This window comes from Cellulomonas sp. P22 (assembly GCF_044392165.1).
This window is the reverse complement of record NZ_JBISBW010000001.1, coordinates 71,515-90,814: the sequence shown is the minus strand read 5'-3', so window position 1 is coordinate 90,814 and position 19,300 is coordinate 71,515. Positions and strand designations below refer to the sequence as shown.

21 protein-coding genes are annotated in these 19,300 nt (G+C 71.6%); 12 read left to right on the top strand and 9 right to left on the bottom strand.

Going from position 1 to position 19,300, the window contains the following annotated elements; all coding sequences use genetic code 11:
- Window positions 1-35: 35 nt before the first annotated feature.
- From ACGIF2_RS00455 to ACGIF2_RS00440, 4 genes are all read left to right on the top strand, one after another.
- On the top strand, window positions 36-821 hold the full coding sequence (locus ACGIF2_RS00455; RefSeq protein WP_396042325.1) for a c-type cytochrome: 786 nt from the start codon (window positions 36-38) through the stop codon (window positions 819-821).
- Window positions 818-1,861 carry a Rieske 2Fe-2S domain-containing protein gene (locus tag ACGIF2_RS00450; RefSeq protein ID WP_396042323.1) on the top strand — a complete coding sequence of 348 codons (1,044 nt, stop codon included), beginning with the start codon at window positions 818-820 and terminating at the stop codon, window positions 1,859-1,861. Before ACGIF2_RS00455 ends, ACGIF2_RS00450 begins: the two co-directional genes overlap by 4 nt.
- Entirely contained in the window at window positions 1,858-3,576 is a 1,719-nt protein-coding gene (locus tag ACGIF2_RS00445; RefSeq protein WP_396042321.1) for a cytochrome bc complex cytochrome b subunit, read from the top strand. Before ACGIF2_RS00450 ends, ACGIF2_RS00445 begins: the two co-directional genes overlap by 4 nt.
- A 126-nt stretch (window positions 3,577-3,702) precedes the next feature.
- A complete protein-coding gene (locus tag ACGIF2_RS00440; protein ID WP_396042319.1) occupies window positions 3,703-4,329 on the top strand; it encodes a superoxide dismutase in 627 nt (208 codons plus the stop codon).
- Window positions 4,330-4,636: 307 nt separating this feature from the next.
- Here the strand turns inward: ACGIF2_RS00440 and ACGIF2_RS00435 are convergent, their stop codons facing one another.
- Genes ACGIF2_RS00435 through coxB form a run of 3 tightly spaced genes read right to left on the bottom strand, consistent with a single transcriptional unit; the run spans window position 4,637 to window position 7,742 of the window.
- Window positions 4,637-5,035 carry a cytochrome c oxidase subunit 4 gene (locus ACGIF2_RS00435; protein WP_396042317.1) on the bottom strand — a complete coding sequence of 133 codons (399 nt, stop codon included), beginning with the start codon at window positions 5,033-5,035 and terminating at the stop codon, window positions 4,637-4,639.
- Window positions 5,032-6,855 (bottom strand): cytochrome c oxidase subunit I, encoded by a 1,824-nt coding sequence (ctaD, locus tag ACGIF2_RS00430; protein WP_396042315.1) that lies wholly within the window; start codon window positions 6,853-6,855, stop codon window positions 5,032-5,034. The genes ACGIF2_RS00435 and ctaD overlap by 4 nt, the downstream gene beginning before the upstream one ends.
- A complete protein-coding gene (gene coxB, locus ACGIF2_RS00425) occupies window positions 6,855-7,742 on the bottom strand; it encodes a cytochrome c oxidase subunit II (RefSeq protein ID WP_396042436.1) in 888 nt (295 codons plus the stop codon). Before coxB ends, ctaD begins: the two co-directional genes overlap by 1 nt.
- A gap of 277 nt (window positions 7,743-8,019) precedes the next feature.
- On the opposite strand from coxB, the gene ACGIF2_RS00420 reads away from it, so the two are divergent.
- On the top strand, window positions 8,020-9,192 hold the full coding sequence (locus tag ACGIF2_RS00420) for a cysteine desulfurase family protein (RefSeq protein ID WP_396042313.1): 1,173 nt from the start codon (window positions 8,020-8,022) through the stop codon (window positions 9,190-9,192).
- Window positions 9,189-9,434, top strand: coding sequence for a sulfurtransferase TusA family protein (locus ACGIF2_RS00415; RefSeq protein ID WP_396042311.1), 246 nt, complete (start codon window positions 9,189-9,191; stop codon window positions 9,432-9,434). The genes ACGIF2_RS00420 and ACGIF2_RS00415 overlap by 4 nt, the downstream gene beginning before the upstream one ends.
- Window positions 9,435-9,511: 77 nt before the next feature.
- Here the strand turns inward: ACGIF2_RS00415 and erpA are convergent, their stop codons facing one another.
- A complete protein-coding gene (gene erpA / locus ACGIF2_RS00410; protein ID WP_396042309.1) occupies window positions 9,512-9,862 on the bottom strand; it encodes an iron-sulfur cluster insertion protein ErpA in 351 nt (116 codons plus the stop codon).
- A 152-nt stretch (window positions 9,863-10,014) separates the two neighbouring features.
- Window positions 10,015-11,199 carry a glycerate kinase gene (locus ACGIF2_RS00405; RefSeq protein WP_396042307.1) on the bottom strand — a complete coding sequence of 395 codons (1,185 nt, stop codon included), beginning with the start codon at window positions 11,197-11,199 and terminating at the stop codon, window positions 10,015-10,017.
- A gap of 76 nt (window positions 11,200-11,275) precedes the next feature.
- Between ACGIF2_RS00405 and nadA the strand changes: the two genes are divergently transcribed.
- The 3 genes from nadA to ACGIF2_RS00390 are packed head-to-tail and all read left to right on the top strand — an operon-like array spanning window position 11,276 to window position 13,795.
- Complete coding sequence (gene nadA / locus ACGIF2_RS00400; protein WP_396042305.1) at window positions 11,276-12,481, top strand: quinolinate synthase NadA; 1,206 nt, start codon at window positions 11,276-11,278, stop codon at window positions 12,479-12,481.
- 52 nt (window positions 12,482-12,533) lie between these two features.
- Window positions 12,534-13,133 carry a DJ-1/PfpI family protein gene (locus tag ACGIF2_RS00395; RefSeq protein WP_396042303.1) on the top strand — a complete coding sequence of 200 codons (600 nt, stop codon included), beginning with the start codon at window positions 12,534-12,536 and terminating at the stop codon, window positions 13,131-13,133.
- Window positions 13,134-13,189: 56 nt separating this feature from the next.
- Window positions 13,190-13,795 carry an acyl-CoA thioesterase gene (locus ACGIF2_RS00390; RefSeq protein WP_396042301.1) on the top strand — a complete coding sequence of 202 codons (606 nt, stop codon included), beginning with the start codon at window positions 13,190-13,192 and terminating at the stop codon, window positions 13,793-13,795.
- A 51-nt stretch (window positions 13,796-13,846) separates the two neighbouring features.
- Here ACGIF2_RS00390 and ACGIF2_RS00385 read toward each other — a convergent pair whose 3' ends face one another.
- Window positions 13,847-15,223, bottom strand: a complete 1,377-nt coding sequence (locus ACGIF2_RS00385) for a dipeptidase (protein WP_396042434.1) — start codon at window positions 15,221-15,223, stop codon at window positions 13,847-13,849.
- 41 nt (window positions 15,224-15,264) lie between these two features.
- On the opposite strand from ACGIF2_RS00385, the gene ACGIF2_RS00380 reads away from it, so the two are divergent.
- Both ACGIF2_RS00380 and ACGIF2_RS00375 read left to right on the top strand, forming a co-directional pair.
- Entirely contained in the window at window positions 15,265-15,870 is a 606-nt protein-coding gene (locus tag ACGIF2_RS00380) for a DUF3043 domain-containing protein (RefSeq protein ID WP_396042299.1), read from the top strand.
- Between the two features lie 19 nt (window positions 15,871-15,889).
- Window positions 15,890-16,900 carry an aldo/keto reductase family protein gene (locus ACGIF2_RS00375; protein ID WP_396042297.1) on the top strand — a complete coding sequence of 337 codons (1,011 nt, stop codon included), beginning with the start codon at window positions 15,890-15,892 and terminating at the stop codon, window positions 16,898-16,900.
- Window positions 16,901-16,967: 67 nt separating this feature from the next.
- Here the strand turns inward: ACGIF2_RS00375 and ACGIF2_RS00370 are convergent, their stop codons facing one another.
- The 3 genes from ACGIF2_RS00370 to ACGIF2_RS00360 are packed head-to-tail and all read right to left on the bottom strand — an operon-like array spanning window position 16,968 to window position 18,937.
- Window positions 16,968-17,675, bottom strand: coding sequence for a YitT family protein (locus ACGIF2_RS00370; protein ID WP_396042295.1), 708 nt, complete (start codon window positions 17,673-17,675; stop codon window positions 16,968-16,970).
- Entirely contained in the window at window positions 17,672-17,884 is a 213-nt protein-coding gene (locus ACGIF2_RS00365; RefSeq protein WP_396042293.1) for a hypothetical protein, read from the bottom strand. The genes ACGIF2_RS00370 and ACGIF2_RS00365 overlap by 4 nt, the downstream gene beginning before the upstream one ends.
- Before the next feature lie 3 nt (window positions 17,885-17,887).
- A complete protein-coding gene (locus ACGIF2_RS00360; RefSeq protein ID WP_396042291.1) occupies window positions 17,888-18,937 on the bottom strand; it encodes a quinone-dependent dihydroorotate dehydrogenase in 1,050 nt (349 codons plus the stop codon).
- Between the two features lie 142 nt (window positions 18,938-19,079).
- Between ACGIF2_RS00360 and ACGIF2_RS00355 the strand changes: the two genes are divergently transcribed.
- A complete protein-coding gene (locus ACGIF2_RS00355) occupies window positions 19,080-19,268 on the top strand; it encodes a hypothetical protein (protein ID WP_396042289.1) in 189 nt (62 codons plus the stop codon).
- Window positions 19,269-19,300: the final 32 nt, after the last annotated feature.

Here is a 19,300-nt window from a genome sequence, read left to right as displayed (position 1 = left end):
CACCCTGACCCACCGTGCGAGACGAGGAACGATCCGTGAAAGCACTCGCAGCCCGCAGGCACCATCGGCACGCGCCGATCGTGCTGCTCCTGCTGGCGCTGCTGGCCACCGGCGCGCTGTACGCGGTCGCCATGCCGTCGTCGGCCGACGCCGCTGACGCAGCGACCGACGCGAACGACATCGCTGCCGGCGACAAGCTCTTCCAAGCCAACTGCGCGACCTGTCACGGCCCGTCCGCCGAGGGCACGAGCAGCGCACCCTCGCTGATCGGCGTGGGCGCCGCAGCCGTCGACTTCCAGGTCGGCACGGGCCGCATGCCCCTGGCGATGTCCGGCCCGCAGGCCCAGGCCAAGCCGCCGCAGTTCGACGCCGAGCAGACCGCGCAGCTGGCCGCCTACGTGGCCTCGCTCGGTGCCGGCCCCAGCATCCCCACCGCCGAGCAGGTCGACCCGTCGAAGGGTGACTCGGCGAACGGCATGGCGCTCTTCCGCACCAACTGCGCGATGTGCCACAACGCCGTCGGCGCGGGCGGCGCCCTGTCGGAGGGCAAGTACGCGCCCTCGCTCCAGGAGACGACCCCGACGCACCTCTACGAGGCGATGCTCACGGGCCCGCAGTCGATGCCCGTCTTCAACAACGCGAACCTCACCTCGGAGGAGAAGCGCGACATCATCGCCTACGTCGCGCTGCAGTCCGAGCCCTCCCCCGGTGGCATCAACCTCGGGTCCCTCGGACCCGTGAGCGAGGGCCTGTGGGTGTGGGTCGTCGGCATGGGGCTGCTCATCGGAGCAGCCGTCTGGATCGGAGCGAAGTCCTCGTGAGCACGCAGCAGAACCCCGGGAACGGCGACGGCAACGAGGTCGTGGTCCACGACGCCACGACGCCGATCCCGGCCCACTTCGAGAACCCCGGCCTCCCGCCGCACAAGGCGCGGCAGGCCGACGTGGACCCCCGTGCCGCCAAGCGCGCCGAGCGGCAGGTCGTGGCACTGTTCACGATCTCGATCATCGGCACCATCGGCATGATCGTGGCCTACGCGCTGGTGCCCCCGGGCGACACCCCCGGCAGCATGCGACAGTCGAACTTCCTGCTCGGCCTGGGCCTGTTCCTGAGCCTCATGGGCATCGGCACCGCTGCCGTGCACTGGGCGAAGACGCTCATGAACGACCACGAGAAGGTCGAGATGCGCCACACGCAGCGCAGCTCGGACGAGACGCGCGAGGCCGCCGTCGAGGTCCTCAAGGAAGGTGCTGAGGACTCCGGCATCGGGCGGCGCGGCGTGCTCAAGGGCGCGGTCGTGACGGCGCTCGCGCTGTTCCCCCTCACCATCGCGGTGCCGCTCGTCACGGGCGTCGGCGGCACGTGGAACGTCGGCGAGCTCAAGCACACGATCTGGCGCAAGGGCGTCCGACTGACCACCGACCCGGCCGGCCGGCCCATCAAGGCCGCCGACGTGACCATCGGCTCGGTGTTCCACGTCATCCCCGAGAACCTCGACGAGGCGCCCCACAAGCTCGAGGCGAAGGCCAAGGCCGTCGTCCTGCTCGTGCGGCTCGACCCCAAGGACCTCACGGAGGCCGAGGACCGCAAGGGCTGGTCGTACGATGGCATCGTCGCGTACTCCAAGATCTGCACCCATGTCGGGTGCCCCGTGGCGCTGTACGAGCAGCAGACGCACCACCTGCTGTGCCCGTGCCACCAGTCGACGTTCGACGTCGCCGACGGCGCAAAGGTCGTCTTCGGCCCTGCCAAGCGTCCCCTACCCCAGCTGCCCATCGAGGTCGACGACGACGGCTACCTGGTCGCACAGTCCGACTTCCTTGAGCCCGTCGGCCCGAGCTTCTGGGAGCGTCTCAAGTGAGCACCAGCACGACCAGCCCCGGCGCGCGGGCAGCAGCCGGCACCGCCGACTACCTCGACCAGCGCACCGGGATCGGCGGCGCGGTCAAGGAGTTCGCCCGCAAGATCTTCCCCGACCACTGGTCGTTCCTGCTCGGTGAGATCGCGCTGTACAGCTTCGTGGTCCTGCTGATCTCGGGCACGTTCCTCACGCTGTTCTTCGTCCCGAGCATGGGTGAGGTGCAGTACGACGGTCCGTGGCCCGCGATGCAGGGCGTCGAGATGTCCGAGGCCTTCGCCTCGACCCTGCGCCTGTCGTTCGAGGTGCGCGGCGGTCTGCTCATGCGTCAGGTCCACCACTGGGCCGCGCTGCTGTTCATGGCCTCGATCGTCACGCACATGATGCGCGTGTTCTTCACGGGGGCGTTCCGCAAGCCCCGTGAGATCAACTGGGTCGTCGGCTTCGTGCTGATGATCCTGGGCCTCGCGGCCGGCTTCTCGGGCTACTCGCTGCCCGACGACGTGCTCTCGGGCAACGGCCTGCGCATCACCGACGGTGTCGTCAAGGCGATCCCGCTCATCGGCAGCTACATGTCGTTCTTCCTGTTCGGGGGCGAGTTCCCCGGGACCGAGATCATCCCGCGCCTGTTCACCGTGCACATCCTGCTCGTGCCGGCGCTGATCCTCGCGCTCATCGGGCTGCACCTGTTCCTCGTCGTGCTGCACAAGCACACCCAGTACCCGGGGCCGGGCCGCACCGACAAGAACGTCGTCGGCTACCCGCTGTTCCCCGTGTACACCGCGAAGGCCGGCGGCTTCTTCTTCATCGTCTTCGGGGTCATCGCTCTCATGGCGGCCACGATGACCATCAACCCGGTCTGGAACTACGGGCCCTACGACCCGTCCCCGGTGTCCGCCGGCGCTCAGCCCGACTGGTACATGCTGTTCCTCGAGGGCGCCCTGCGCCTCATGCCAGGTCAGGCCGAGGTCGTGATCGCCGGGTACACGCTCTCGCTCAACGTGCTGATCCCCGCGATGGTCGTGCCGGGCATCCTGTTCGTCGCGATCGCCACGTACCCGTTCATCGAGGCGGCCGTGAGCGGCGACAAGCGCGAGCACCACGTGCTCGACCGGCCGCGCAACGCACCGTTCCGCACCGCGTTCGGGGTGTCGTTCCTGACGGCGTTCCTGGTGCTCGTGCTGGCGGGCTCGAACGACATCATCGCGACGCTGTTCAAGATGTCGATCAACGACATCACCTGGGCGTTCCGCATCCTGCTCTTCGTCGGCCCCGCGTTCGCGTTCTGGGTCACCAAGCGCATCTGCCTGGGCCTGCAGCGCAAGGACCGCGAGATCGTGCTGCACGGTCAGGAGACCGGGCGCATCGTGCGGTTCGCGCACGGTGAGTACGTCGAGGTGCACCGCCCGCTCGACGAGTACGAGCAGTGGGTGCGTGTCGCCTACGACCCGCCGCGCCCGCTCGAGATCGAGCCGGCCGAGGACTCCCGCGGCGTGCGTCGCAAGGGCTACCGCAAGGACCGGCTCAAGCAGCGCCTGTCGCGCACCTTCTTCGAGGACCGCGTCGAGCCGGTGACCCCTGCCGAGCTCTCGGCAGCGCACTCGCACGGGGAGCACGACACCCTCGAGCCCGGCACCTCGCACGCGCCCGCCCAGGTCACGTCCGAGGTCGGCGGCGGTCCGGTCCCTGAGACGGGCACGGACGAGCGGAATCGCTGAACCTGGTCCACAGTTGTCCTGTCCGGGCGGCGCGCACCCTCGCGGAGCGCGCCGCCCGGCCTATATTCGGAGCACCCCGTCGACTCGCACCCTTCGATGCGAGCAGAGGTAGGAGAGGCATCACGCATGGCTGACTACACACTCCCGGATCTGCCCTACGACTACGCGGACCTCGAGCCGCACATCTCGGGTCGCATCATGGAGCTGCACCACGACAAGCACCACGCCGCCTATGTCGCCGGCGCCAACGCCGCCCTGGCCAAGCTCGCCGAGGCGCGCGAGTCGGGCGATCTGTCCAGCGTGAACCTGCACGAGAAGAACCTGGCCTTCAACCTGGGGGGCCACGTCAACCACTCGGCGTTCTGGCTGAACCTCTCCCCGAACGGCGGCGACCGCCCCACGGGTGACCTGGCCGCCGCGATCGACGAGTTCTTCGGCTCGTTCGACGCGTTCCAGAAGCACTTCGCGGCCAACGCCGCGGGCATCCAGGGCTCCGGCTGGTCGATCCTCGCGTGGGACTCGATCGGTGAGCGCCTCATCGTCGTGCAGCTCTACGACCAGCAGAGCAACATCGCACTGGGCCTCGTGCCGATCGTGCTGCTCGACATGTGGGAGCACGCCTTCTACCTCGACTACGTGAACGTCAAGGCCGACTACATCAAGGCCTGGTGGAACATCGTCAACTGGGAGGACGCCGCGGCCCGCTTCGAGCGCGCGCGCACCCAGACGGCGGGACTCATCGTCCCGCGCTGAGCACTCCTCGCTCCACAGACAGACGCCGGTGACCCCCAGGGCCACCGGCGTCTGTCGTACCCGGCCATGGCCGTCCTGCCGTCGCCTGGGCGCCGCGCCGCGCGGACGCGCAGGGCAATGGCTCTAGTCGGCGATCGCAGGTGGCGATGTCGCCGAGCGAGGTCTTCAGCGTTGTGGTCTGCGTTGGTCTGGTCGAGCAGTGGGTCGAAAGCGTGTCGGAGCGCGGCCCCTGTGCACGCACGACGACGGCGCCCCCGCTGAGCGGGGGCGCCGTGGTCGTGCGTGCGTCGCTATGACGGATCGCGGGTCAGTGCGCGTGCTGTCCTCGGGAGAACTCGAAGACCCAGCCGATCAGGCCGATCACGCCGAACGCGGCGCCGATGTAGGCCATCCACCACCCGGCAGCCATGCCCAGGAACGTCAGGGCCACAGCACCGCCGATCACCAGCGGCCACCAGCTCCACGGGCTGTACACGCCCTGGTCGCCGGCACCCTGCTCGATCTCGCCGTTCGGGTCGTCCTCGGGCCGCGGGTCGATCCGTCGCGACAGGAGGGCGAAGTACCCGCCGATCATGCCGACGAGCGCTCCGACGAGCGGGATCCCGAGCGTGCCCATGGGCTCGCCATGGCTCCAGATGCCGTACACCAGGCCGACGGGCAGGAAGAACAGCAGCCCGTAGAGGAAGAGCTTGGACTCGAAGATCACCGCTGGTCCTCCGGCTTCTGGCCCTCGTCGGGGGCGTCGGTCACGTGCGTGGCGGACTGCTCGGGCTCACCCGTGCCCTGGGCGACCCGCTCCTGGACGAGCTCCTGCTCGCCGCGTCGGTCGGCGTCGCCCAGCAGCTCGTCGAGCACACCCGTGTTCGGCTGGGCGTGGTCGAGCGCGGCGATCTCCGGGTGGTGCAGGTCGAACGCGGGGCGCTCGGAGCGGATGCGCGGCAGTGACGAGAAGTTGTGCCGCGGGGGCGGGCAGCTCGTGGCCCACTCGAGCGACGCGCCGTAGCCCCACGGGTCGTCGACCGTGACCTTGGGCGCGTGCCGCCAGGTGATGTAGACGTTCCACAGGAACGGCAGCGTCGAGGCCGCGAGGAGCACCGAGCCGACGGTCGAGAGCTGGTTCATCCACGTGAAGCCGTCCTGCGGCGAGTAGTCCGCGTACCGACGCGGCATGCCGCTGACGCCCAGCCAGTGCTGGACGAGGAACGTGGCGTGGAAGCCGACGAACAGCATCCAGAAGTGGATCTTGCCGAGCCGCTCGTTGAGCATGCGACCGGTGAACTTGGGCCACCAGAAGTACAGGCCGGCGAACATCATGAACACGACGGTGCCGAACACGACGTAGTGGAAGTGCGCCACGACGAAGTAGGAGTCCGAGAGCTGGAAGTCGAGCGCGGGGCTCGAGAGGATGACACCCGTGAGGCCGCCGAAGAGGAACGTCACCATGAACCCGATGGTCCAGAGCATGGGGGTCTCGAAGGTGAGCTTCCCCCGCCACATCGTGCCGATCCAGTTGAAGAACTTCACCCCGGTGGGCACCGCGATCAGCATCGTCATGAGCGAGAAGAACGGCAGCAGCACAGCGCCGGTCACGTACATGTGGTGGGCCCACACGGTCACCGACAGCGCGGCGATCGCGATGAGCGCGTAGACGAGCCCCTTGTAGCCGAACAGGGGCTTGCGGCTGAAGACCGGGATGATCTCCGACGCGATGCCGAAGAACGGCAGCGCGATGATGTAGACCTCCGGATGCCCGAAGAACCAGAACAGGTGCTGCCAGAGCAGCGCTCCCCCGTTCTCGGGGTTGAAGACCTGGGCTCCGAGCCGTCGGTCCGCTCCGAGCGCGAACAGCGCCGAGGCGAGCGGCGGGAAGGCCATCAGCACGAGCAGCGCGGTGACGAGCGTGCCCCACGTGAACACGGGCATCCGGAACATCGTCATGCCGGGCGCGCGCATCGTGACGATCGTGGTGATGAAGTTGACCGCGCCGAGGATCGTGCCGAAGCCGGTCATCGCGAGCCCGAAGACCCACAGGTCACCACCGAGCCCCGGTGAGTAGATCGCGTTCGACAGGGGCGCGTAGGCGAACCATCCGAACGACGCCGCTCCCTGCGGGGTGAGGAAGCCGCCGCACGCGATGAGTGCGCCGAAGAGGTAGAGCCAGTAGGCGAACATGTTGAGCCGCGGGAACGCGACGTCGGGCGCGCCGATCTGCAGCGGCATGATCACGTTCGCGAAGCCCGCGAACAGCGGGGTCGCGAACAGCAGCAGCATGATCGTGCCGTGCATCGTGAAGAGCTGGTTGTACTGCTCCTTGGACTGCACGATCTGGATGCCGGGCTCGAAGAGCTCGGCCCGGATCAGCAGTGCGAGCACGCCGCCGAACGCGAAGAAGAGGAACGACGAGATCAGGTACATGTACCCGATCGTCTTGTGGTCGGTCGAGGTGATCCACTTGATCACCGTGCGGCCGAGCGTCTGGCGGCTGGGCGCCAGCCCGGGGATCTGCTCGACGGTTGCGGTGGCCATCAGTTGTCTGCCCCTTCGGTGGCGCTCTGCGTGACGCTGTCGAGCTGCTGGAGCCGGCTGTACTCGAGCCCCAGGGCGCCGGTCTGGCCCTTCTCGCGCAGCTCGGCGACGTGGGCGTCGTACTCGTCGCGCTCGACGACCTTGACGTTGAACAGCATCGAGGAGTGCTCCTCGCCGCAGAGCTCGGCGCACTTGCCGACGTACTCGCCGACGCGGGTCGGGACGATCTGGAACAGGTTGGTGCGGCCCGGGAACATGTCCTGCTTGTAGAGGAACGCGGGCACCCAGAACGAGTGGATGACGTCACGCGAGTTGAGCACGAACTGGACCCGCTCGTCGACCGGGAGCCACAGCGTCGGCTGCTCGGTCAGCACACCCTGGGTGCCGATGTCCTGGGCGTGCACGCCCGTGTCGTAGACGTCGTCGGTCAGGTAGTTGAAGTCCCAGCTCCACTGCTTGCCGACCACCTGCACGGTGAGGTCGGACTTCGCCTCGTTGGACTGGATCTCCGACTGGTCGCGCGCGGTGAAGTAGTAGAGGACGCCGACCATGATGATCGGCAGGATCACGTACATGGCCTCGAGCGGCACGTGGTACCGCAGCTGGACGGGGAGCGTCTCGTCGTCCTTGCGCTTCCGGTACACGGTGACGCACCAGAGGATCAGCCCCCAGGTGATGATGCCGACCACGAGGGCGGCGGTCCACGACCCGACCCACAGGTTGGTGATGCGTCCGGTCTGGTTGGTCACCTGCCCGTCGGTGTACCCGGGAAGGAAGCCGCGCCGGACCTCCGCGGAGCATCCCGACAGGGCGATGACAGCAACGGCGACCAGGCCCGCCCACTTCAGGGCTGGGCGCCGGTTCCGGCTGGGGTTCTGCGAGCGCACTGGGGACCTCTCACTCACGTCCCGGGTACTGTGCCACCACCTCGTCGGGCAGCCGTCACCTGGGACCTTCGTCCTCGACGCGAGCAGCCTAGCGTGATGTAGCGGCCGAGGAGTGCCCACGGCGCGCTGATGACGACGATCTGTCATCACCTGGCGGGTGGCGTGGGGTGCCTCCGCGGGCCGCCCGCGGGGCGGGGACGCGCGGTCTGCCGCGCTACGGTGCCGAGGTGAACCCGTACCGACCCCTCGCCCGACGCCTCGCAGCACGGAGGCACGTGTGACCGACACCACCCGTTCTGGGCGGGTCTTCCTCGACGCCGGCGGCCGCGCTCCCCTGCTTCCCGCGGCCCGTGAGGCGTTCCTCCAGGCCCTCGACCAGGGCTGGGCGGACCCGCGACGGCTGCACTCGGAGGGCCGCCGCGCCCGGCTGCTTCTCGACGGCGCGCGCGAGGCGATCGCCGCCGCGGTCGGCGCCCGCACCGAGGAGGTCGACCTGCTGCCGTCGCACACCCTGGCCCTGCACGCCGGGGTGCGTGCCGTCGCCCGGGGTCGGCGGCGCGCCGGCCGGGACGTCGTGGTGGGGGCCGTCGAGCGGGCGGCCGTGCTCGACACGGCGTCGTTCGTGGTGGCACAGCCGTGGACGCCTGTCACCGGTCGGCGCGTCGACGTGCCCGTGGACCGGGTCGGCCGGGTCGACCTCGCCCCGTGGGCCGAGGCCGTCGCGGCACCCGGGGTGGCGCTCGCCGCGCTGCAGGCTGCGAACGGTGAGGTCGGCACGCGCCAGCCCGTCGAGCAGGCGCACGAGCTCGCCCGGGGCGCCGGCGTCCCGCTGCTCGTGGACGCCGCCGGGGCCCTGGGTCACGTCGAGGTCCCGGGCTCCTGGGACCTGCTCGCGGCCGACCCCGCCGACTGGGGCTCGGTGGCGGGCGTCGGGGTGCTCGTGACGCGCACCGGGGTGCGCCGTGCGCCCGACTGGCCCGAGGACGAGGACCGCTGGGCCCCCGGCGGGGTCAGCGTCCCCGCAGCGCTGGCCGCGGCGGTCTCGCTCCAGCAGGTGCTCATGACGCAGGCCGCGGACGACGCCCGCCGTCGCGCGCTCGTGGGACGCATCCGCGAACGGGTCGCAGCGGAGGTGCCCGACGTCGAGGTGGTGGGCGATCCCGAGGACCGGCTCCCCCACGTCGTGACGTTCTCGTGCCTGTACGTCGACGGCGAGGCGCTCGTCGGCGAGCTCGACCGTGCGGGATTCGCGGTCGGGTCGGGATCGGCCTGCACCGCGAGCTCGCTCGAGCCGAGCCACGTGCTCGCAGCCATGGGGGTGCTGACCCACGGGAACGTGCGGCTCACGCTCCCCCGCGACGTCGCCGCGGCGGACGTCGAGCGGTTCCTCGACGTGCTGCCGGGCGCTGTCGCACGGGTCCGCGCCGTGCTCGGGGTCGAGGGCCTGTGACCGGGTCCGCCGAGCCGGTGGTCGTCGACGCGCGCGGCGAGCGCTGCCCGATGCCCGTGATCCGGCTGGCCCGCACCGCGCGCGAGCTGCCCGCCGGGGCGCTGCTCACGGTGCTGGCCACGGATCCCGCGGCCCGCCTCGACGTGCCGGCGTGGGCCCGCATGCGCGGGCACACGCTGGTGGGCGTCGAGGAGCTGGCCGACGGGGGTTCCTCGATCACGGTCCGCCTCGAGGCCCCGTAGCCGGCTCCTGCGGGCCTCGGACGCACGAGAGCCCGGCACCGCACGCGGTGCCGGGCTCTCCTACGAGGTCGGGCCGATCAGCCGAACGAACCGCCACAGGCGCACGAGCTGCCCGCGTTCGGGTTGTCGATCGTGAAGCCCTGCTTCTCGATCGTGTCGGCGAAGTCGATCGTCGCACCGTCGAGGTACGGCACGCTCATCCGGTCGACGACGACCTCGACACCGTCGTAGTCCCGCACGGCGTCGCCGTCGAGGACGCGCTCGTCGAAGTACAGCTGGTAGATCAGGCCCGAGCAGCCGCCGGGCTGCACGGCAACCCGCAGGCGGAGGTCGTCGCGACCCTCCTGCTCGAGCAGGCTGCGGACCTTGTCCGCTGCGACGTCCGTCAGGTTGACGCCGTGCGTCGCGGTCTCGGTGGTCTCGCTCATGGTCTCTCCAGGCCTCGATGAAAGGGTCGAGTGGTGCACAGGCACTTCCGTCGACGTGGACAACAGCACGCTCCGACAAGTTGTTCCCACACTACGCCGCCGCATCTAGGACCTTGGGCACCCCTGACGCCGCGACCTGGGACCTCGGTGCGTCAGCGTGACCAGGTCTGGGCCACGCGGGCCGCACGCCGGCGCAGCATCCCGGCCGGGTCGGCCATCGACGCCTCGACCTCCGCGGGCGACTGCGCCACCGCGTAGGCACCCGCCACGCCGGCCGCACCCCACTCGCGCCGCCCCAGCTCGACCTGTCCCGCGATGACCACGGCGGGCACGGCGACGTCGAGGGCCCGCTCGGCGACGGCCGCGACGACCTTGCCGTGCAGCGACTGCCAGTCGAACGTGCCCTCACCCGTCACGACCAGGTCGACGTCAGCGATCCGGTGCGCCAGGTGCACGGCGTCCGCGACGAGCGCCGATCCGGGCACGAGCCGGGCCCCGAGCAGCGCGAGCCCGAAGCCCAGACCCCCCGCCGCCCCGGCGCCCGGCAGCGACGTCAGCCGCGCGGCGGCCGACGTCGCGGCACGCGGCTGCAGCAGGTCGGGGCGGACCGCGTCGCCGAGGGCCGCGACGGCCGCGTGCGCGAAGTGCCCGAGCGCACGCTCGAGGTCCTGCGCCTGCTCGGGCGTCGCTCCCTTCTGGGCGGCGAACCCGGCGCTCGCCCCGTGCAGCCCGAGCAGCGGCACGTCGACGTCGCAGGCCGCGAGCAGCTCGACGCCCCGCAGCTCCTCGCGCACCGCGCGCAGCCCGGCCAGGTCGTGCGGCTCGACGGCACTGAGCGCGCCACCACCCCGCATCAGGGGCGAGCCGGGGCCCCCCACACCGAGAGCCGCGAGCATCCCGGCACCGGCGTCGTTCGTCGCCGAGCCGCCGAGCCCGACGACCACGCGGCGCGCCCCCGTGGCCACCGCGGCCCGCACGAGCTCGCCGACACCGGCAGAGGACGTGCGGGTCGGGTCGCGCTGCTCGCGCGGCACGAGGGTCAGCCCGGTGGCGTGGGCGGACTCGACGTACGCGGTGCGCGTGGCGTCGTCGGCCTCGACCACGAGCACGGCGGCGGGGGTCAAGGCGCCGAGGGGCGAGCGCACGGTGACAGCGAGCAGGTCGCCCCCCAGGTCGGCGCGCAGGGTGTCGAGGAAGCCGGGCCCGCCATCGGCCAGCGGGCAGGTCCGCAGGTCGTCCCCGGGAGCCGCCTCGCTCCAGCCGGCGCGGATCGCCTCGGCCGCCTGCCGTGCCGTGAGGGTTCCGCCGAAGCCGTCCGGGGCGATGAGCACGCGCATCGGGCGATGATGGCACGCCGTGCGTCCGCGGCACGCACCCGGCGCCCGGCGCACGCGTTGTGGGAAGATCGCGCACGTGAGCCTCACCGCCTTCCCGCAGACCGCCTTCACCGAGCCGGCGCCCTCGGCGCTCCTGCTGCTCGGCCGCGGAACCGACCTCGCCTCCGAGCGGGGCGTCGAGTGCGTCGGCGACCTGCCTGCGCCGAGCGACCCCGACCTCGTCGAGCGCGCCCGCGCTGCTCGCGCCGCGCTGGGCGACCGAGCCTTCGTGCTGGGCCACCACTACCAGCGCGACGAGGTGATCGACTTCGCCGACGTCACGGGCGACTCGTTCAAGCTCGCGCGCGAGGCCGCGGCCCGCCCCGACGCCGAGTTCGTGCTCTTCTGCGGCGTGCACTTCATGGCCGAGTCGGCCGACATCCTCACGTCCGACGCCCAGCAGGTCGTGCTGCCCGACCTCGCCGCCGGCTGCTCGATGGCCGACATGGCCGCCATCCACCAGGTCGAGGAGGCGTGGGACGTGCTCGCCGACGCGGGCGTCGCCGAGCAGACCGTGCCGGTGACCTACATGAACTCCACGGCCGCGATCAAGGCGTTCACGGGCCGGCACGGCGGCACAGTGTGCACGTCCTCGAACGCGCACGTCGCGCTGCGGTGGGCGTTCGACAAGGTCGGCGGGGTGGGCGGCACCGGCAAGGTGCTGTTCATGCCCGACCAGCACCTGGGCCGCAACACCGCGGTCCGCGCCCTGGGCCTGTCGCTCGAGGACTGCGTCGTGTTCGACCCCCGCAAGCCCGGGGGCGGGCTCACGGTCCAGCAGCTGCGCGACGCCCGGATGATCCTGTGGCGCGGGCACTGCTCGGTGCACGGACGCTTCTCCGAGCGCAACGTCAGCGACATCCGTGCCGCGGTGCCCGGCGTCAACGTCCTGGTGCACCCCGAGTGCCGCCACGAGGTCGTCACCGCCGCGGACCAGGTCGGCTCGACCGAGTACATCATCAAGGCCCTCGACGCGGCCGAGCCCGGCTCCTCGTGGGCCGTGGGCACCGAGCTCAACCTGGTGCGCCGGCTCGCCAAGGCCCACCCCGACAAGAACGTGCACTACCTCGACTCGACCGTGTGCTTCTGCTCGACCATGAACCGCATCGACCTGCCGCACCTGGTGTGGGCGATGGAGTCGCTCGCGGCGGGCCGGGTGGTCAACCGCATCGTCGTGGACGCCGACGACGCGCACTGGGCGCGGGTCGCGCTCGACCAGATGCTCGCGCTGCCGGGGCACTGACCCGCCGGGCCACGGCAGCACCGCACCGCCACCGCACCGAGGAGGAGACGCTGTGACCACCGGGAGCCCGCTGCGCGTGGGGGTGTTCGTCTTCGACGACTGCGAAGAGCTCGACGTGGTCGGCCCCTACGAGGTGCTCGCCTGGTGGGCGCGGCACTCGGCGCTGCGCCCCGAGGTCGTCACGTTCTCCGCGGACGGCGCCGGCGTGCGCTGCGCCAAGGGCCTGCGCCTCGTGCCCGACCACGGCGCCGCGGACGTCGGTCCCCTGCACGTGCTGGTCTACCCCGGGGGCCAGGGCACCCGGACCCTGCTCCGCGACCGCGAGCACCTCGACTGGGTGCGGTGGATGCGCGCGAGGGTGCCCCTCATGACGAGCGTGTGCACGGGCGCCCTGGTCTACGCGGCCGCGGGCCTGCTCGCGGGACGCCCCGCGACGACGCACTGGGGGGCGTTCGACGAGCTCGCCGTGATCGACCCGTCGGTGCTGCGTGACACCGAGTCGCGGTTCGTCGACGACGGTGACGTCGTGACGTCGGCCGGGGTCTCCGCAGGCATCGACATGGCGCTGCACCTCGTCGCCCGCCTCGACTCGCCCGAGGAGGCGCGGACGGTGCGCCGCGGCATCCAGTACGACCCGGCACCACCCGTCTGACCTGGAGGTCCGGCCATGTCGCTGCTCGCCACCCGCTGCGCGCCCGAGCCGCGCGCGTGAACCGGCTCGTCCGCCTGCTCCTGGTCTGGCTCGCGGCCCGTCGCGCGCTGCGTCGCACCCCGCCCGGGCAGCGGCCGTCGGCGTTCGACGAGGGGCGCACCCCGCTGCGGGTCATGCCCAACGACCTCGACCTGCTCCGGCACATGAACAACGGCTCGTTCCTCACGCTCATGGACATCGGCCGGGTCGACATGATGGTGCGGTGCGGCGCCCAGGCCGAGGTCGCCCGCCGGGGCTGGTACCCGGTCGTGGTCGGCGAGTCGATCCGGTTCCGACGCTCTCTGGTGCTGTGGGAGCGGTTCGAGATCGTCACGCGCGTCGTGGGCTGGGACGAGCGCGTGACGTTCGTCGAGCAGCGGTTCGAGCGGCGCGGACGGGACGGCTCGCCCGAGGTCGTCGCGGAGGCGTGGGTCGTCGCGCGGTTCCTGGCCCGGCGCGGCGGCAGCGTGCCACCCGCGGACGTGGCGACGTCGTTCGGCCTCGACGGGCCGAGCCCCGCGCTGCCCGCCGACCTGCTCGCATGGGCCCGCTCGCTCGACCTCGCGCACCGGGAGCCCGACGCGACGCGGCCGGTCGAGGGGCAGGACACGACCTCGAGATAGAGCCTGCGCGCCGCGCAGGCTCTATCTCGGCGGATGGTTGGGCGGGTGCGGTCAGCGCTGAGCGAGCCGGTCGAGCAAGAGCGCCTCCGCCAGGACGACACGTTCGAGCTCACCGAGGTCCTGGGACTCGTCGGCCCCGTGCGCGCGGCTCTCGGGGTCCTCGACCCCGGTGACGAGGATCGCCGCGTCGGGGAACACGTCGAGCAGGTCGGCGATGAACGGGATCGAGCCACCCAGGCCGATGTCGACGGGCGCTGTGCCCCACGACTCGGCGAAGGCCCAGCGGGCGACCTGCATGGCGTCGGAGTCGACCGGCGCCTGGAACGGCCGGCCCGTCTCGCCGTCGCGGACCGTGACGCGGGCACCGAACGGCGCGTGCGCGCGCAGGTGGGCACCGAGCGCGGCCTGGGCCGCGACGGGGTCCTGGCCGGGCGGGATGCGCAGCGAGAGCCGGGCCGTGGCGCGGGGCGCGATCGTGTTGGAGGCGCGGGCGACGCTGGTCGCGTCGAGGCCGATCACCGAGATCGCGGGCTTGGTCCACAGCCGCGCCGTGATCGAGCCCGTCCCCGCGAGCTCGGCGCCGGGCAGCACCGAGGCGTCCGCGCGGAACTCGGCCTCGTCGTAGTCGACCTCGGGCGCGGGACCCGTGACGAGCCCGGCGACGGCCACGTCACCAGCGTCGTCGTGCAGCGTCGCGATGAGCCGGGCGAGCAGCGTGACCGCGTCGAGCACGGGTCCGCCGAACATGCCCGAGTGGACCGCGTGGTCGAGCACCGCGACCTCGACGTCCAGGTCGACGAGCCCGCGCAGCGACGTGGTGAGGCCGGGGACCCCGACCTTCCAGTTGGACGAGTCGGCCACGATGATGACGTCCGCCGCGAGCTCGTCGCGGTAGGTGCGCAGGAACTCCCCGAAGCTCGGGGAGCCGATCTCCTCCTCGCCCTCGACGAAGAGGGTCACACCCACGCCGAGCTCGTCACCGAGCACCCGCAGGGCGCCGACGTGGGCCACGATCCCGGACTTGTCGTCCGACGCGCCGCGGCCGTACAGCCGTCCGTCGCGCTCGACGGGCTCGAACGGCGGGGTGGTCCAGGCGGACTCGTCGCCGGGGGGCTGCACGTCGTGGTGCGCGTACAGCAGCACCGTCGGCGAACCCTCGGGACCGGGGCGACGTGCGACGACCGCGGGCCGACCGGGCCGGCCCTCGGCGTCGGGCACGGACAGGATCCGCACGTCCTCGACGCCCGCCCCCCGCAGCAGCTCGGCGACCGCGGCGGCGCTGGCCGCGACGTGGGCCTGGTCGAACTCGTCGTTGGACACGCTGGGGATCCGCACCAGGTCCTCGAGGTCCGAGCGCAGCCGCCCGAACCCCTCGGTGGTGCGTCGCCGCAGCGTATCGATGCGGGCAGGGTCGGGAGCGGCAGGCATCGTCACAAGAGCCCACCGTACTCTCGACTACTCTGGGGGCTGTGTTCGGACGCAGCAAGGACAGCCAGGACGTGACCGGGGCGCACCGCTCCCCCGCGACGCCATCCGTCGAGCCTTCCGAGGCGGGCAAGGGTCGACCGACGCCCAAGCGGAAGCAGGCCGAGGCCGCCAACAAGCGACCCCTCGTGCCGACCGACCGCAAGGCGGCCGGCAAGTCGGCGAAGGCTGCCGCGCGAGCCCAGCGCGAGCGGGAGTACGCCGCGATGCAGACCGGCGACGAGCGCTACCTGCCCGCCAAGGACAAGGGTCCGGTCCGGCGCTACATCCGCGACTACGTCGACGCCCGGTGGAGCCTCGGGGAGTTCTTCCTCCCGGCCGCGCTGGTCCTCATCGTGCTGCAGGTCGTCCTGGGCGCCGTCAGCGCCGAGCTCGCGCTCCTCACGCTCGTGCTGCTCTACGTGTTCGTGCTCGCGATGATCGCCGACTCGTTCCTCATGTGGCGCGGGCTCAAGAAGCGCCTGGTCGCGAAGTTCGGCGCCGAGGCGATCCCGAAGGGCGCGACGATGTACGCCGTGCTCCGCGTCTTCCAGCTGCGCATGTCGCGGCTGCCCAAGCCCCAGGTCAAGCACGGCCAGCGCCCCTCCTGACCGCGGCTAGGGTGGTTGGATGGTCAACTACCGCTACCTGGGCAACTCGGGCCTGAAGATCACCGAGATCACGTACGGCAACTGGCTCACGCACGGCTCGCAGGTCGAGAACGACACCGCGAAGGCCTGCGTGCGCGCAGCGCTCGACGTCGGCATCACGTCCTTCGACACCGCCGACGTGTACGCCAACACGAAGGCCGAGACGGTTCTCGGCGAGGCCCTCAAGGGGCAGCGCCGTCAGTCGCTCGAGATCTTCACGAAGGTCTACTGGCCCACCGGCCCCGGCGGGGCCAACGACACCGGCCTGTCGCGCAAGCACATCATGGAGTCGATCCACGGCTCGCTCGAGCGCCTGCAGACGGACTACGTCGACCTGTACCAGGCCCACCGCTACGACCACGACACGCCGCTCGAGGAGACGATGCAGGCGTTCGCCGACATCGTGCGCCAGGGCAAGGCCCTGTACATCGGGGTCTCGGAGTGGACCGCGGACCAGATCCGCGCGGGTCAGGCGCTGGCCCAGGACCTCGGCTTCCGGCTGATCTCCAACCAGCCCCAGTACTCGGCGCTGTGGCGCGTCATCGAGGAAGAGGTCGTCCCGACCTCCAAGGAGCTCGGCCTGTCGCAGATCGTCTGGTCCCCCGTGGCCCAGGGGGTGCTCACCGGCAAGTACAAGCCGGGCGCCCCGCTGCCCGAGGGCTCGCGCGCGACCGACGAGAAGGGCGGCGCGCGCATGATCTCGCGCTTCCTGACGGACGACGACCTGCTGGCTCGGGTCCAGGCGCTGCGCCCGATCGCTGCCGAGCTCGACCTGTCGATGGCCCAGCTCGCCGTCGCGTGGGTGCTGCAGAACGACAACGTCGCGGCCGCCATCATCGGGGCCAGCCGCCCCGAGCAGGTCGCCGAGAACGTCAAGGCGTCGGGCGTCACCATCCCGGCCGAGCTGCTCGCGCGGATCGACGAGGTGCTCGGCGACGCGGTCGTGACCGACCCGTCGGAGACGGCCAAGAACTCCCCCGCCTCGCGCTGAGCACGTCACCACCAGCACGTCCCACGGCCGTGGTCCCCTGCCCTCGCGGGCGGGTGGCCACGGCCGTTCAGCGTCCTGGGACCGGCCCAGCCGGGCGTTGCGGCACCGTCAGCCGCGGCAGCAGCAGGTGCACCAGGGGGCCGATGCAGAGCGCGTACGCGAGCGTCGCGAGGCCGACGGTCCCGCCGAGCACCCAGCCCACCGCGACGACCAGGACCTCGATGCTCGTGCGCACCAGGTGCACGGGCCGCCCGGTGCGGGCCACCAGCCCGGTCATGAGGCCGTCGCGAGGCCCCGGCCCCAGCCGTGCGCCGATGTACAGGCCGCTCGCGACCCCGTTCAGCGCGATGCCGCCCACCACGAGAGCGACCCGACCCGCGGTGTCCAGGTCCGCGGGCAGCAGGTCGAGCAGCGCCAGGAACGGGTCGACGAGCAGCCCGATCACCACGACGTTCGCGATCGTCCCCGCCCCCGGACGCTGCCGCAGCGGGAACCAGCAGGCGAGCACGAGGACGCTCAGCACGAGCGTGGTGGTGCCGAGCGTCCAGCCCAGGTGCACCGCGACACCCTGACCGAGCACGTCCCACGGCATGTTGCCGAGGCCCGAGTGCACGATCATCCCGATCGAGGCGGAGAACAGCACCAGCCCGGCCAGCAGCTGCACGCCCCGGCGGGTCAGGCGACGGTCGACGACCAGCTCGGGGTCATGGTCGCCGGGTGCAGGCTCTGCCGGCTGGTCGGGCGTCCGCTCGTCGCGGGAGGACGCCCCGGTCACGGGATGCGCAGGACGAGCGTGGGAGTCGCCTGCCGGCCGTCGTGCAGCAGCCGGGCCGCGTGCACGCCCTGACCCGCGAGCGTGCGCCACTGCTCACCGATCCACTGCTCGGCGTCGTACTGCGTCGTGAAGACGGGGCTCACGGGTCGGTCGAGCACGCGGCCGTCCACGTCGTCGAGCTCCCACGCCCACTGCGGCCGCATGACCATGCGTCAACGTCCCCTGTCCTGGCGGGCGGCGTCCTGCGCGAGCGCCTTGTTGATCCGGGCACCCCAGAACGGTCCCTCGTAGATGAAGCCCGTGTAGCCCTGGACGAGCGTGGCACCGACGGCGAGGTACTCGCGCGCGTCCGCCGCGGTCGTGATGCCACCCACTCCCATGATGACGGGCTCCGGTCCGAGCCGCGTGCGCAGGCGGGCCACCACGTCGAGCCCGCGCCCGAGCAGGGGCGGGCCTGACAGGCCACCCTCGCCGAGGTCGTGGCCGATCGTCGTGTTGACCGCCACGACGCCGTCGAGCCCGAGCTCGGTCACGAGGTCGGCCACAGCGTCGACGTCCTCGTCGGACAGGTCGGGGGCGATCTTCACGAGCAGCGGCACGCGCGGGCGTCCGACGGCCTGGGTCGCCTCGTCAGCGGCCTCGCGCGTGGCCACCAGGATCGGGCGCAGCGCCTCGACGGACTGCAGGTCGCGCAGGCCGGGGGTGTTCGGGGAGGACACGTTGACGACGAGGTAGTCGGCGTAGGGCCCGAGCCGCGCCGCGCTCGTGGCGTAGTCGTCGGGGGCGTCCGCGGCGGGGGTGACCTTCGTCTTGCCGATGTTCACGCCGATCACGAGCGCGCGGCCCGACGCGGTCGAGCGGAGCCGGTGCAGACGCCGCGCGACCGCGACCGACCCCTCGTTGTTGAAGCCCATGCGGTTGCGCAGCGCCCGCTGGTCCAGCACCCGCCAGAGCCGCGGTGCGTCGTTGCCCGGCTGGGCGTGCGCGGTCACGGTGCCGATCTCGACGAAGCCGTAGCCGAGCATCCGCAACCCGCGCACACCGACGCCGTTCTTGTCGAAGCCCGCGGCGAGACCGAACGGGGCCGGGAACGTCCGCCCCAGGGTGCGCACAGCGCCGCTCGGCGGGGAGGCGCTCAGGCGTGCGACCAGGTCGCTCAGGAACGGGACGGCGGCGACGACGCGGATGAACCGGAACGCGAGCTCATGGGCCCGTTCGGGGGCCATGCGCCGGAAGACCAGGTCGAAGAGGAGGCGGTACACGGCCCCCAACCTAACGGGTCGAGCCGACCCGCCGACGACCGGTCCGTACCTGCCGGACCACCGCAGGTGCGGACGCACGTGACGTGCATCTCGACCGCCCGAACCACCCACGTCTCCGGCGTCATCCCTCTAGCCTCGACGCATGTTCGCCAACGCAGGAGTGTCGTTCGTCCACGTGCTGATCGCCCTGCTGATGTGGGCCATCGCCGTCGCCATCGTCCTGTACCTGGCGTACCGCGTGATCCGGCGCGGTGTGCGCGACGGGATGCTCGACGCCCAGGCCCGCACCATTCCCCCGACAGCCGGCGGACCGGTCCCTCCGACGGACTGAAATCGCTCGACACCGGCGCTGCGCTCGGGCAC